Below are 13,681 nucleotides of genomic sequence, written 5' to 3' on the forward strand. Positions count from 1 at the left end.
TTTCCGAGGATTCACATGTCACTTTTTCTGGGTCTCGATATCGGGACAACTTCAACTATTGGTCTGCTCATCGAGTTGCCGGACCGGATCCTCGCCAAGGCTTCGCGGCCGGTCGCCTTGCAGTCGGCCCATCCCGGCTGGGCGGAAGAGGACCCGGCGCAATGGTGGGCCAATTGCTGCGCGGTAATCCCAGAACTGCTGAAGATGTCCGGACGCAAGGCATCCGAGATCGCCGGCATCGGTGTGGCCGGAATGCTACCAGCAACGATCCTGCTGGACGAGAATGGCCAACCGCTGCGACCCTCAATCCAGCAAAGCGATGGCCGCGCCGGTGCCGAGGTCGAGGAGATGCGCCGGGAAATAGATGAGCCATCCTTTTTGACCGCTGCCGGAAATGGCGTAAACCAGCAGCTTGTCGGTGCCAAGATGCGCTGGTTGAAACGCCATGAACCCGAGGTGGTGAAAAGGGCCCAAACCCTGCTCGGCTCTTATGACTACATCAACTATTGCCTGACTGGTGTCGCCCGTGTCGAACAGAACTGGGCGCTTGAAGCCGGGATCGTGAATGTCGCGACCAACCGGATCGACCTCGATCAGGCTGCGATGACGGGGATCGATCCCGGCCTGCTGCCACCACTTGCGCTCTCGTCCGAGGTAATGGGCATCGTCACCGCCGAGGCAGCTATGGAAACAGGCCTTGCCGCTGGGACACCCGTTGTTGGTGGAGCGGCGGACATGATTGCCTCTTGTCTGGGAGCCGGGGTCGTCGCGAATGGCGATGTCCTGCTGAAGTTCGGCGGCGCGGTGGACATCCTGACCGCGACCGACAAGGCTTTCCCCGACAAGCGGTTGTTTCTCGACTACCATCTCGTGCCCGGGCTCTGGATGCCCAATGGCTGCATGTCCACCGGAGGATCGGTGCTCAATTGGTTTGTGGATACCTTTGCAGCCGGGATCGAGCCGCTCCACGGTTCACGCCATGCCGCTCTCGACGCATTGGCGGCGGACCGCCCGGCCGGAGCACTCGGGCTAACTTTCCTGCCCTACCTGCTTGGAGAGAAAACTCCCCTTCACGATCCATCTGCGCGCGGTGCACTGAACGGGCTGACCCTTTCGCACGATCTTGGTCATGTTTGGCGAGCCGTGCTTGAATCCTACGCTTATGCAATCCGTCATCACATCGAGACATTCAACGAGATTGGTTACGAGACCACACGCTTTTTCGTCTCCGACGGCGGAGCCTGCAGCGATGTCTGGATGGGTATCGTCGCGGATGTGCTGGACGTTCCCCTGCAACGGCTCGGCGGCCACCCCGGCTCATGCCTGGGGGCAGCCTGGACCGCGGCTGTAGGCTGCGGACGCGCTGACTGGACCGGTATTTCCGCCCTGACCGAGCGCGATGCGCTGATTTCGCCGAACCCGTCAAATCGTCAAATCTATGACAGTGGGTATGCTCGTTTCAGAAATCTGTACGAGCGACTGGAAGGAAGCTCCGCATGACTCTTCGTGCAATAGCCTGGGATATTGATGGAACCCTGATCGACAGCGAACCGTTGCATCACCGTGCCCTCGTGGCGGTCTGCTCCCGCTATGGTCTGGAAATCGATCCAGAGGATCAGAGCTTCATCGGCGTTCACATCGGCCATGTCTGGGACCAGCTGCGCCCACGATTTCCGGTCGCGGTAGAAGAGCAGCAGTGGCATGAACAGATCCGCAACTACTACGCCGACCACAGCGATAGCCTGGTCGCGATTTCAGGGGCGGTTGAAGCGATCAAGGCACTCGCCGCGGCCGGTGTTGCGCAGATTTGTGTTTCGAATTCAGACCGGGGGGTCGTCGATGTGAACCTTCGCAGTCTAGGGATCTCGGAGTTGCTGGTCGGGTCGATCAGCCTTGACGACGTGCCCGCCGGCAAGCCCGACCCTGCACCTTACCGGATGGCCGCCGAAGCACTGAACCTGCCGCCGCAGAACATTCTGGCCGTCGAGGATAGCGTCACGGGAATGCGATCGGCCCTTGCCGCCGGTCTGAAGGTTGCGCTGCTGGGAGAAGCTGCACCCGGCAATCCGCCAGATGCGCATTTTCATCCGGCTGCCGTCTCCGAGATTCCGGAGCTCTTGAAACGGTGAGGGCGGTATCCGTTCTCTCAAAAGACACGACTGTCGGCGTCAAGAAATCCGGGGAGCAGCCAAGCCGCGGTTGCTCTCATGATCCAGGAGGTATTGGCACGTTTTTCGTAGGTCACCGCGTTTTGGTTTTTTGCCTGCCTGATCGCTCGGCGGAGCGCGAATGAGGCGTATCGTGTCCAGCCGGTCTGAAGCCGAGAGCAAGACCCACAGGCGGTGGATCTTCGGTTCGTGTCAGGGCTCACCTAGCTTAGCCTGATAAGCGCCGCATTTAGAAGCACCTTGTCTTCTAGGTTCAGACAAACCTGGCGGGTGCAGCAGTGGGTAATTCACGAGCAATCCGGTTCAGCAAATTGAGGATAGACACCTTACCGACGACGATGCCCCGTACTGCCGTAAGATCTTTAGAACCTGCCGAACTCCACGCAAAGCGATGGTGAACTCAAACCGCGTCGTTTACGACCGTTCCAGGCAACTGAAAGCCTTTCACTCGGAGGCGACCAGCCGCCGATAAAATAGCCATGCACTTCAACTTCCGCGCCAACACAACAAGCTAAAATGGCTACACCCGGTTGCTTGTTTCTAAAGCGACTTCACCAGGATTGGGGGATATGTGAGGGGATAAAATCTGTTCAGCTTAGAAGTGGCACTATATTTCATTACAGTCGCTCCCATTCCTACCTCTCCCGCAACGCATGAGCTATCTGGTCGCGGATTGGTTTCACCAGGCAACTTTTTGGTGATGACTGCGAGATTGGCGCCGGTCACCGTGTCGTCCAGTCTGAACAAAAGATCCCCGGCTTCAACAACGTCACCGGGCTTGTCACGTTAACGACGAGGCAGGTGTTTGCGAGATAGGTTGGCTATGAAGACCGTAACTGCCAGCTACAAGCGCCACAGTTTCCCCTCCGAGATCATCGCACACGCCGTCTGGCTGTATGATCGGTTCCCACTGAAGCCCCGTCTGATCGAGGAAGTGCTGTTGGAGCCAGCATGTCGGTTTCCTAGGAAACGGTCCGACGCTGGGGCAGGAAGTTCGGCCCTGCCTATTCGCGTGACCTACACCGCAAGCAGCCACTCCCCAGTGATGTCTGGTCTCTTGATGAGATCCGCATCGTTATTACTGGCAAGAAACACTGGTTCTGGCGAGCCATCGATCTGGATCGATACGTGCTGGACGAAATCGTTCAAACTCGGCGCAATACCAAGGTCGCCAGGCGATTGCTAACCCGGCTTCTGAAGAAGCAGGCTATCGCGCTAAAACGGATGATCACCGACAAGTTGCGTTCTTATGGGGCCGCCGGGCGACAGACGATGCCCACCGTCGAACACCGCTCGCACAAGGGATTGAATAACCGTGCAGAGAATTCGCACGTGCCGCTGAGAAAACGGGAACGTTCAATGCAGGAATTTCGTTTAGCAGGAAGCCTGCAGCGTTTCATCTCGATCTTCTCCGCCGTCCGCAACCTTTTCGTCCCGCTTCGCTCACTTCGCTCCGCTCTTTGCATTCGCAGTCATCTCCTGCGTGCCATGGCCGAATGTAACGCTGTAACCATCGGCCGCTGACAACAGCGTCATAAATCCAATCGCGTCCCGATGTCGTGAACGTGACATCGCCGAAGAAGGAGATCGTTACCGGGCTCCACGATCTCATTCTCGAGGATCCCGAACAGCGGTCCAATGAATGATTGGAATCAGAGCGTGGGAACGGATTCACGAGGGTGATTGGTGCCGAACATGATCCAGAAGGCCAGCTAACGCCCCAACTCTTGCAGAACCGGGGCTGTCCACAAATGGCAATACCCCGGCGTCCTCTCAGGACGTGTGCTTTCAGTTAGCCGGTCAAAAAAACATGTTGCCACAAGCAAGAAAAGTTACTACAAATGCGCAACAATGATCAAAAGTAGTAACTTTTAAAGCTATGCAATATACAAGCGACGAGCCACTACATGCTCAAATTAGAGAACTGATCCGACGTCAGGCAATCGCCGGCGAAATAGTGGATACAGACGGACGTCTGATGACTGAGGCTGAGCTGATAAGCCACTTTGGCGTTAGTCGAGTCACAATTCGCAACGCTATTGCTCCACTAGTGGCGGAAGGTTTGTTCGATCGTACGAGGGGGAAGGGGACATTCCTGAGAAACAACAGCTCGGAGCGATGGGTAGGGCGCCTGCTCGGCTATCAAGAGCTGCTGGAAGAGGCCGGGTTCCAACCAGGCGCTAAAATCACACATCAAGGAATGGTTGAGTGTCCGGATGTATCAGTTCAACAAGCCTTGGGTGAGCGCGTTGTATGGCAACTTCGACGTGTTCGGTATGCGGACGATAACCCGGTAGCTATTGAGCATGCTTTCTATCCACCCGATGTTGGTCTGAAACTTCAACAAAAAGATCTCACAACGATCCGTATGTATGAAGTGTTTGAGCTTGATTTTGGGATAACAATCAAGGAAGGAACGCAGACTATTGGGGCCTGCATTTCAAATGAAGTAGAAAAAAACGATCTACGTCTTCAAAAACCAACAGCACTAGTTTCCATGGAACGAGCAACTATTGCTGATGATGGGCGTGCCGTCGAATTTCTTCGTTCAGTTTATCAACCCGAAAAATTTCAATTCACCATAAACCTTACTCGCGGCAATAGCAGTCAGAGCAACACTAGGGGATAAGCCTGCAATGAAACGGCCCAACATTATTGTCATTCTAAACGACGACATGGGTTTTTCCGATATCGGCTGCTATGGCGGAGAGATCGATACGCCTAATCTGGACTGTCTCGCCCTGAAGGGCCTGCGGTATTCCCAGTTCTATAACACAGCGCGGTGTAGCCCATCTAGAGCTTCCCTGCTGACAGGCCTTCATCCGCATCAGACCGGCATTGGTATACTCACCTATTCAACCGGGCCTGAGGGTTATGTTGGTAACCTAACAGAGAATTGTGTCACAATTCCAGAAGTTCTGAAGTCCGCCGAATACCGCACCTACATGAGTGGGAAATGGCATGTTTCTTCGAACTTAAAAGAGCCTAACGGCACGTGGCCAACTGAGCGCGGCTTTGACGAATTTTATGGCACAGTCATCGGGGCTGGAAGTTTCTACCTCCCAAACACTTTAACGCGTGGCTGTGAAAACATAGAGCAGGAAGCGATCGACGACCCAGAATTTTTCTACACCGATGCAATCTCCAACCAAGCGGCCGCTTACATTAAGACTCATTGTGAGCAGCATCCGGAAGAGCCATTCTTCATGTACGTCGCTTATACAGCACCTCATTGGCCGTTGCACGCGCACGAAAAAGATATCGAGAAGTACCGGGGCCGATTTGACGAAGGCTGGGATTTACTGCGCGAACAAAGACTTGCTCGTCTCGTTAATGCAGGTTTGATCGATGCATCCTGGCAGTTGACGGATCGCGATCCGTCCCAGCCTCCGTTCAAGGAAGCTAACGAAAAAGCTTGGTTGACTCGGCTTATGGAGGTCTATGCAGCCCAGATCGACCGTATGGACCAAGGAATCGGCGAGATACTTACAGCGCTCGAAGAAGCAGGCCAGTATGAAGATACAATGATCGTGTTTTTGTCAGACAACGGCGGCTGTGCTGAGGACATACCGAAGGATGTGGAACCGCGGCAATTAGTCGAAGAATTAATGATCGCCCAATATCAGACACGAGATGGCCGGCCTGTAAAGATCGGGAACGACCCGAGTATCATGCCTGGCGGTGAGGATACCTACCAAAGCTACGGTACGGCCTGGGCGAACCTCTCCAATACACCATTCCGCCTTTATAAGCACTGGGTTCATGAAGGTGGAATTTCAACACCGTTGATTATCCATTGGCCAAATGGAATTCAGCAGGCTGGGATCCGACATGTTCCCGGACAGCTTCCTGATCTGATGGCAACTATTTTAGAAGTGTCCGGAGCGAGTTATCCAAAGAGCAGACGCGGTCACGCTATTCCACCGTGTGAAGGGATCAGCCTGGTTCAGTCCTTTCAAGCAGACTGCGATCGCGAAAACCCTCTTTTTTGGGAGCATGAAGGCAACGCCGCAATACGTCACGGCAAGTGGAAACTTGTGCGCAAATATCCAGACTCTTGGGAACTCTACGATATGGATGCAGACCGGACCGAAATGCACAATTTGGCTGGCCAGAACGAAAACTTGGTAGCGGAAATGGCTGCACGTTACCAGGCTTGGGCAGACCGCTGTGGTGTTATTCCAAGAGAAAAAATTCTCGAATTTCTGCATGAAAGCAATGAAGCAGCTTTCTGGGAGGAAGAAGGCTCCTGAAACAGGGCCACATCATCAGTGAACTTAGGGAGGAATAGATGAAAAAAGATTACAGAAAACCGGGGAGTTTTCTTGGGCCGATTTCAGTTGTATTGGCTCTCACCTTCGGCACACCATCCGTTCAGGCAACAGAGTATAGTTTCCGATTGGCAAATGTATTGTCCAACACGGATGTTACGGCATACGGCCTCAACAAGTTTGCCGAGCTTGTCTCTGAAAAATCAAATGGCGATATCGAAGTAAAGGTTTTTCATGGCGGCCAACTCGGCTCGGGTGTCGAAACATTCGAGGCAGTAAAAAACGGTCATCTGGACTTTGCCGCCGACAGCTTCGCGAATCTTGCAACGATTACACCAGCGTTCGAGGTGTTTCATTTCCCTTTCTTGTTCGAGTCACGGACCCAGTTGCTAAACACAATGAGCAGTGAGAAAGTTCAAAAGCAAGTAAATTTGGAACTCGAGCCAGTCGGGTTGCGTTGGTTCAAGACTTTTGAGATCGGCGGACCACGTGAAGTCGGAACTTCTAAAAAGAAGATTGAAACTGCAGCCGACCTAGAAGGCATGAAGTTCCGTGCCTCGCGCTCTCCACTCGAAATAGCTGCTCACCAAAGCTGGGGGGCAGCGGGCGTGACCGTGGATTGGCCTGAGACACCGGAAGCCGTTCGATTGGGAATGGTAGACGGGTTAACGGTTCCCTTTGCGAGCTTCTACTCGGCGAAGTTCCACGAAGGAGATTTAATCAACTACATCCTGGATTTGAACTTTCAAAACTATGCGCTCGTCCTTGTTGTAAACGATGCGAAATACGCTGAACTCCCCGAAAACGTTCGTAAAGTGTTGGAAGAAGCAGCAGAGGAAGCCAGTCAGTGGCACATCGCCTTTGTGAGTGACTTCATTACCGAAAACATCACAGCGATGAAAAAAGAAGGCGTCGAGGTCTACAGCTTGCCGGAAGCGGAATACAGGAAAGTTCGGGAAAAAACTATCGAAACTGTTTGGCCACAATTCGTTGGAAATGAAGGCATGAGTCAGGAAAAGATTGATTTGATCCGTCAAGAGTCGGGCGAGATTGGTGATGATGGTTGGGGCTACAAAGTAAACTGATCTCGAACATGAATTTAAACACCGTGGGCCCGCTACTTTCAATAGCGGGCCAATCGACATCATTTTATAGTTGGTGTTCCTATGCCAAGTCCAGCTTTCAGAAGTAAAATTCAGTCCCTAGACAGTTGTCTTGCATTCAGTGTGACGGCCTTGTGCGTTGCATTCCTTGCTGTAATTGTCATTACTATCAGCGCGTCGGTGTTTTCACGTTTCGTAATTTTCACGCCGCTGAATTTCGCCGATACGATGTCCAAGTATCTGATGCAATGGATGGCTTTTTTAGGGGTCGGGCTTGCGATCCGCGAAGGAGAGCACGTTTTAGTCGACATCATTCATCATGTCATGCCGTCACGCTGGTATAGATGGATTGTGATATCTATGGCGATTTTGTTGTCCATTCTGTTTGCAACGGTCTGTTACAACGGCTTGATCAATGCTTGGAGCGCCCGCAATTCTTCAAATCCGTTCGTCTTTGGGATCAGTATGATGATTCCGTATTTATCGGTTCCCGCAGGGGCCCTTTATGCCCTGGTTCAAACCGTTATTTCTGCATATCTCCTCTTAACAGACATAACCCGTCCGTTGAATAAATTACACTTGCCGGTAACGGGGGCCTAAGAAATGCTTGCACTTTACCTCGCGACCTTCTTACTGCTGATCGCTGCTTCTGTTCCAATAGCCTTCGCTCTAGGCCTTTCAACACTTGTGGTATTCTGGATAGGAGGCGAACCACTACCACTTTTTGCGCAACGGTTGTGGACAGGTTTAGACAAGTTCACGCTGGTGGCAATTCCGTTGTTTATCCTAGCCGGTGAACTGATGGGCGGTTCTGGCATTCTGCAAAGGCTGCTGGATTTTGCTAGGTTGTTGGTTGGCCGTATCAAAGGTAGTTTGCTTTACATCAATATTCTTGTGAGCATGTTTTTTGGTGGCATTAACGGATCTGCTATAGCCGACACAAGTGCAGTCGGTTCAATGATGATAAAGGCCACTGAAAAGGAATATGGAGACGCAGAGCTTGCTGCAGCGACGACGGCTGTCAGTTCTGTTGTCGGGCCAATCATTCCTCCAAGTCTGACGATGTTGATCTTCGCTTTTGCAGCGGGAAACGTATCCATCGCAGCACTCTTTTTGGCCGGCATCGTGCCAGGGATCCTGCTAGGCACGTCTCTATTAGCCGCAACTGCATTCATAGTTAGGCGAAAAAACTATCCAGTAAACCAGGAAACATACCGCCTTCGCGATGTCCTCCGAATTCTTGGTAGATTCATGATAGCAGCCGTTCTTCCTATCATTATGGTGGGAGGAATTGTAGGAGGCATAGCAACACCTACAGAAGCTGGCTGCCTTGCCATAGTCTATGCTGTCTTGATCGGTTTTTTCGTTACCCGTGAACTTACGCCCGGCCGTGTTTATGAAGCTATGAAACGAACCGTTATTGTGTCAGCAGTCGTTATGGTAATCATCGCATTTGGCAATGTTTCTACATGGTGGCTAACAATTGAGGGGGTTCCCAAAACTATCAGCATGTTCGTGCAAGGATTCACCGAAAACCCGCATGTTTTCATGGCTTTGATGCTTGTGATTTTTCTCTTGATAGGTCTTTTCGTCGAACAGGCTGCCGCGATTGTAATGCTGGTACCAATCTTCGCGCCCTTGGCTGTCTCATATGGTATTGACCCGGTTCACTTCGGCTTGTTCACATGCCTATGTCTTGCATTGGGACTGGTTACACCACCAGTAGGATTATGTCTGTTCGTATCCAGCGGCATAGCGGGCGTACCAGTGCACAAAGTATTCAGCGCTTCTATTCCATACCTTGTAGCCATGGCGATCGTTTTGCTTCTTGTGACGTTCGTACCGCAAATTTTTCTCTGGCTGCCGAGATTGTTTGGCTTCTGAAATGGCATTTTGTTGTCCAAGGCTGGGAAGCGCCTCTGCACTTCAAACCCAACCTCGGTTGGAACGTGGTTCACCAATCGTAGTAGAAATCGACTGGATTGAGTTGACTGGTGGTGCCTTCACCATGGGCGGCCCTATCGAGGAGGGCTATCCAGAGGATGGAGAGGGGCCGCCAAGAAAGGTAACCATCGATCCATACAGCATCAGTCAGACACCGATACTCAATAGGGAATTCGCAAAGTTTGCTATCGAAACAGGTTATCTGACAGATGCTGAGAGGCGCGGCACATCATTCGTGTTCCATCTCCTTCTATCACCGCGTGAAAAGATAAATGTCAGAAATATAGCTCAAGAAACGCCCTGGTGGTATCTGGTTGAAGGAGCATATTGGATGAAACCGGAAGGTCCCGATAGCAGCATTTGCAACCGTGGCAATCACCCAGTGACGCACATCAGTTGGAACGATGCGTTAGCATACGCGGACTGGGCCGGAGGTGCCTTGCCGACGGAAGCGCAATGGGAGTTTGCCGCCAGGGGGGGGCGTCAAAGCCTTCGATATCCTTGGGGCAATGATCTTGAGCCCGGAGGCGTTCACATGTGCAACGTCTGGCAGGGAAGATTCCCGGGTTTGAACACCGCCGCAGATGGTTTCGTCGGAACTTCACCGGCAGGTTCCTATCCGCCCAATGCATTTGGCTTACACGACATTGTCGGTAATGTCTGGGAGTGGTGCCGAGATGATTTCTCTTCCGACTATCACGCCGTAACTAAAGGACACGAACCATTTTTTGCCAACGGAAGCAACTGGAAGTCCCAGCGCGGCGGTTCGTTCCTTTGCCATGAAAGCTATTGTTCGCGCTATAGAACTGCTGCGCGTCACGCAAATTCGGCCGATGCGTCCGCGTCAAACACCGGGTTTCGCATCGTGAAAGAGAAGAAATGATAAACGTTTCGTTGGCAAGTGACACTCGGAATAAACCTAATCGCGAATTTACTGCTGCCGAAATTGGAGCATTGGCTCATTTGTACCGAGGCGAGGTCTATCGCAGTACCATTTGGAGAACTCGGCTCGATACGACGACCAACTGGGCTGTTGTAACGTTAGGAGTGGCTCTTTCAGTTACCTACGCCTCCGCAGAAGCATCAGCATTACCCTTACTCCTTGTTGGAATATTGATCTGGCTGTTTCTGATATTGGAAGCGCGGCGTTATCGTTACTTCAATGTTTGGCGCGCGCGCGCTCGGTGGATGGAAACACACTTCTATGCACCTATGCTTATTGATGGAATACTTATAACAGAAAAAAACTGGGAGCATACTCTTGCACACGACTACATCAAACCTCAGTATCATGTGTCGTTTTTCATCGCTATGGGTAGACGGATACGAAGAAATTATCTTTGGATCCTAACGATTCAGGCAATTGCTTACTTGGGAAAAATTTTTGTACACCCTCTGCCTGTTTCGACATTGGATGAATTTATTCAGCGTGCAGATATTGGTCCGATTCCAGGAGAGTTCGTTTTGATTGGCGGTATTTTTTACATCGGGTGTTGTGGGATTATCGCCAACTACGCAATATGCATGGATGTGAAGCGGGCAAAATTGCGGGGCACGCGTGATGCTCCCATCGGCTAAACGCGCAAATAGAGCATGATTTGGCTCGACCAACCTGCAGCAGTGTCTCTCTTGCGTATCCGTTCAAATAGTGATTTTCTTAGACTGAGAATGAAAACCTCGCGTCGAATAATGGCTAGTGGATTAGCTAATCCCCCGTATCCGGAACAACTTACAAAATACGTATCAAGAAGAAATTAAATCATGCGGCTCTTTCAACAACTCTACCTCAGCGTCGCAATTTTCTCATTGGCTTTAGTTCTTCATGCAGTGTTATCTTATGACGCGATGCAAGAAGTAGAGCGCCTGTCTCAAGAAAAGATTTACCCTCCATTTGCTTTTTAAGCCTTTCCATCAATATTGGTGTAATCAAGCAAATGTTGCTAATCAGGCGGGCGTGTCGCAACTTTTTCCTTCGGGCAAGTTTCTCCCGTTTTGGGAGCCCTTTCAGGTTTCGTTAACTTTTTCAATTCCGAAGAGAACCGCAAGCAGATCGTTCTGTTCGCGGACGCTTCACTGACTGACAAAGCCGAAGCCCTTCCTGAGCCACAGCATGGCTTCGAAACCGGCGATGGATTTTCTGGCTGAGTTGAACGAGCAGAACCCACCGACCCTGGGCATGTTCTTTTTCACCCTGAAATGATCGCTCTCGATACCCTGTTGCAAATGTTTGGTCACATAGTGCACCGGATCCGGAGCAAGCAGGCCGCCGTCAACCGCATCCCCGATAGCCGGAGGAAAAGTGTTGGCACCATCTGTGCCGATTTTGCACGGTGACAGCAGCGGGGCATCCTTCAATATTTTTCGAAAGAACCGCTTGGCCGCATTCAGATAGCGCTTCGCCGTGAGCAGGAAATCGACTGGATTTCCATGCTTGTCGAAGGCCCGATACAGAAAGCGCCATTGGCCCTTGATGCGCACATAGGTCTAATCGACGCGGACCAAGCCGCAATGCGGTTTGCGGAAACGCCGCAACCGTTTCTCCATCAGGGGAGCGTAGGTCAGAACCCACCGGTTGATGGTGCTGTGATCGACTTCAAAGCCATGTTCCAGGAACATTTCTTCCAAGTCATGATGGCTCAGCAGATCACGCAAGTAGCAGGAGACTGTTTGGATGATCAGCCAGGCCTCGCACTGTCTGCCTTTGAAGTCATCCTTCGATTGGCGTTTCAGCTTTTCTACGATGGCACTCAAAATCATGATGCGGAACTCCAAATACTGGAGCGCCCTTTCAACAGCCAAATCTCAAGGCGTGGCTAACGCGAAAAACTTTGCGACATGTGTAGACGCCCGAATTTCAAGAGAATTTTTTTGGATTTTTCTGGCACGGTCGGGTTCTGACATGTGTCCGGCCTGTAATGCGGCCTTTCAACTGCCGCTGGCCCGTATGGTGTTCGAAGGTCGAGTCCAAATCAAGCCCACGTGCTCAAAGGCACTGTGTCGCAAATTGGTTTTCCCGACCCCATCCCACGATTGTTGCGCCAAACTTCCAAAAACCTCTCTTGCGCCGCCGCCTCCGCAGTCGCTTGCTTTATTATGTTTGAGCAACCGGAGCCTGGTATGTCTGATTGCCTGGCATGATCGCCCAGACAATACGTGCCATCTTGTTCGCTAGCGCCACTCTCACCAGCGTAGCTGGCTTGCGCGCGAGCATCCCCTCAAGCCATGTTCCCGGCGCAACTCCTTTCTTTGAGCACCACAAAACCACACTGTTTGCACCAATAATCAGGAGACGACGCAGGGAGCGTTCTCCCATCTTTGTCGTGGCCCCCAGCCCCTGTTTCCCACCTGTTGAGTTTTGCCTCGGAGTCAGTCATAACCAAGCTGCAAAGTCCCGTCCTCGCCGGAAAGTTTCTGGCGGAGGAGCCAGGGCCGCCATGGCAACGGCAATCAAAGGACCAATCCCAGGAATTGTCATCAACCGCTGCGCCGTTTCATCCGCCTTGGCGAGATCGGCAATCTTACGATCCAGTTCCCGCACCTGATCTTCCAATCGCAACAAGCTGTCTGTTGAATAACTCAGGGCTGCTCGTGCCACTTCGGGAAGAGAGGTTTCAGGAGAGGCAATACGCTCTATCAACTTTGCAACATTGCTTGCACCTTTAGGAACAATCACACCAAATTCCGCCAAATGACCGCGCAATGCATTGATGGTCTGCGTGGGCTGCCGGATCAGTATTTCTCGCGTGCGTAACAAAACCACAATGCCCTGACGTTCTTCACTCTTCACCGGCACAAAGCGCATTGTCGGACGGTTGGCTGCTTCACAGATCGCTTCGGCATCCGCAGCATCGTTCTTTTGGCGCTTTACGAACGGCTTTACGTAGATTGGTGGTATCAACTTCATTTTATGGCCGAGCCGAGCAAGCTCACGCCCCCAGTAATGGGCGCTACCGCAAGCCTCCATTGCAACCAAACAGCGCGGCTGATCAGCGAAAAAGGCCAAAACCTATTTCCGCCGCAGTCGCTAGCGAAAAACAACCTCGCCTGATCCATCAGCTCCGTGGGCCTGGAAAACAGACTTCGCAAGATCAAAGCCGATTATGTGAACTTCAGACATTGACGCCTCCTGGAGGATCGAGGAAATCCCACCTTCCCACAGCAAGGCAGCGGTGGACGTCTACATCATCAAGCCCGT

The 13,681-nt window shown here is 52.0% G+C and carries 9 protein-coding genes and 3 pseudogenes; 10 read left to right on the plus strand and 2 right to left on the minus strand.

Annotation, left to right across the window (positions count from 1 at the left end):
- The first annotated feature begins 15 nt into the window (after nt 1-15).
- From FIV05_RS28735 to FIV05_RS28780, 10 genes and pseudogenes are all read left to right on the plus strand, one after another.
- Nucleotides 16-1,500, plus strand: a complete 1,485-nt coding sequence (locus tag FIV05_RS28735) for an FGGY-family carbohydrate kinase (RefSeq protein ID WP_152512157.1) — start codon at nt 16-18, stop codon at nt 1,498-1,500.
- Nucleotides 1,497-2,129, plus strand: coding sequence for an HAD family phosphatase (locus FIV05_RS28740; protein WP_023000267.1), 633 nt, complete (start codon nt 1,497-1,499; stop codon nt 2,127-2,129). The genes FIV05_RS28735 and FIV05_RS28740 overlap by 4 nt, the downstream gene beginning before the upstream one ends.
- Before the next feature lie 862 nt (nt 2,130-2,991).
- Nucleotides 2,992-3,692 (plus strand): annotated as a pseudogene (locus tag FIV05_RS28745) (IS6 family transposase).
- Nucleotides 3,693-4,047: 355 nt separating this feature from the next.
- Nucleotides 4,048-4,797 carry a GntR family transcriptional regulator gene (locus FIV05_RS28750; RefSeq protein ID WP_152512156.1) on the plus strand — a complete coding sequence of 250 codons (750 nt, stop codon included), beginning with the start codon at nt 4,048-4,050 and terminating at the stop codon, nt 4,795-4,797.
- A gap of 7 nt (nt 4,798-4,804) precedes the next feature.
- Nucleotides 4,805-6,421 (plus strand): arylsulfatase, encoded by a 1,617-nt coding sequence (locus FIV05_RS28755; protein WP_152512155.1) that lies wholly within the window; start codon nt 4,805-4,807, stop codon nt 6,419-6,421.
- A 38-nt stretch (nt 6,422-6,459) separates the two neighbouring features.
- Nucleotides 6,460-7,524: a TRAP transporter substrate-binding protein gene (locus FIV05_RS28760; protein ID WP_152512154.1), complete on the plus strand. Its 1,065-nt coding sequence runs from the start codon at nt 6,460-6,462 to the stop codon at nt 7,522-7,524.
- 150 nt (nt 7,525-7,674) lie between these two features.
- Nucleotides 7,675-8,142 (plus strand): TRAP transporter small permease subunit, encoded by a 468-nt coding sequence (locus tag FIV05_RS28765; protein WP_173014026.1) that lies wholly within the window; start codon nt 7,675-7,677, stop codon nt 8,140-8,142.
- A 3-nt stretch (nt 8,143-8,145) separates the two neighbouring features.
- On the plus strand, nt 8,146-9,426 hold the full coding sequence (locus FIV05_RS28770; protein WP_152512152.1) for a TRAP transporter large permease: 1,281 nt from the start codon (nt 8,146-8,148) through the stop codon (nt 9,424-9,426).
- Nucleotides 9,416-10,369 (plus strand): formylglycine-generating enzyme family protein, encoded by a 954-nt coding sequence (locus FIV05_RS28775; RefSeq protein ID WP_200863768.1) that lies wholly within the window; start codon nt 9,416-9,418, stop codon nt 10,367-10,369. The genes FIV05_RS28770 and FIV05_RS28775 overlap by 11 nt, the downstream gene beginning before the upstream one ends.
- Entirely contained in the window at nt 10,366-11,064 is a 699-nt protein-coding gene (locus FIV05_RS28780; RefSeq protein ID WP_051990158.1) for a DUF2270 domain-containing protein, read from the plus strand. The genes FIV05_RS28775 and FIV05_RS28780 overlap by 4 nt, the downstream gene beginning before the upstream one ends.
- Nucleotides 11,065-11,490: 426 nt before the next feature.
- Here FIV05_RS28780 and FIV05_RS28785 read toward each other — a convergent pair.
- Nucleotides 11,491-12,243 (minus strand): annotated as a pseudogene (locus FIV05_RS28785) (IS6 family transposase).
- 334 nt (nt 12,244-12,577) lie between these two features.
- Nucleotides 12,578-13,507 (minus strand): annotated as a pseudogene (locus FIV05_RS28790) (IS110 family transposase).
- Nucleotides 13,508-13,681 lie beyond the last annotated feature (174 nt).

This window comes from Labrenzia sp. THAF191a (assembly GCF_009363335.1).
Taxonomy (GTDB): domain Bacteria; phylum Pseudomonadota; class Alphaproteobacteria; order Rhizobiales; family Stappiaceae; genus Roseibium; species Roseibium algicola.

What these genes read in the sequence shown, in the direction of transcription:
- FIV05_RS28750 (WP_152512156.1), top strand. Translation starts at nt 4,048, where the DNA reads ATGCAATATACAAGCGACGAGCCACTACATGCTCAAATTAGAGAACTG.
- FIV05_RS28735 (WP_152512157.1), top strand. Translation starts at nt 16, where the DNA reads ATGTCACTTTTTCTGGGTCTCGATATCGGGACAACTTCAACTATTGGT.
- FIV05_RS28755 (WP_152512155.1), top strand. Translation starts at nt 4,805, where the DNA reads ATGAAACGGCCCAACATTATTGTCATTCTAAACGACGACATGGGTTTT.
- FIV05_RS28760 (WP_152512154.1), top strand. Translation starts at nt 6,460, where the DNA reads ATGAAAAAAGATTACAGAAAACCGGGGAGTTTTCTTGGGCCGATTTCA.
- FIV05_RS28740 (WP_023000267.1), top strand. Translation starts at nt 1,497, where the DNA reads ATGACTCTTCGTGCAATAGCCTGGGATATTGATGGAACCCTGATCGAC.
- FIV05_RS28770 (WP_152512152.1), top strand. Translation starts at nt 8,146, where the DNA reads ATGCTTGCACTTTACCTCGCGACCTTCTTACTGCTGATCGCTGCTTCT.
- FIV05_RS28780 (WP_051990158.1), top strand. Translation starts at nt 10,366, where the DNA reads ATGATAAACGTTTCGTTGGCAAGTGACACTCGGAATAAACCTAATCGC.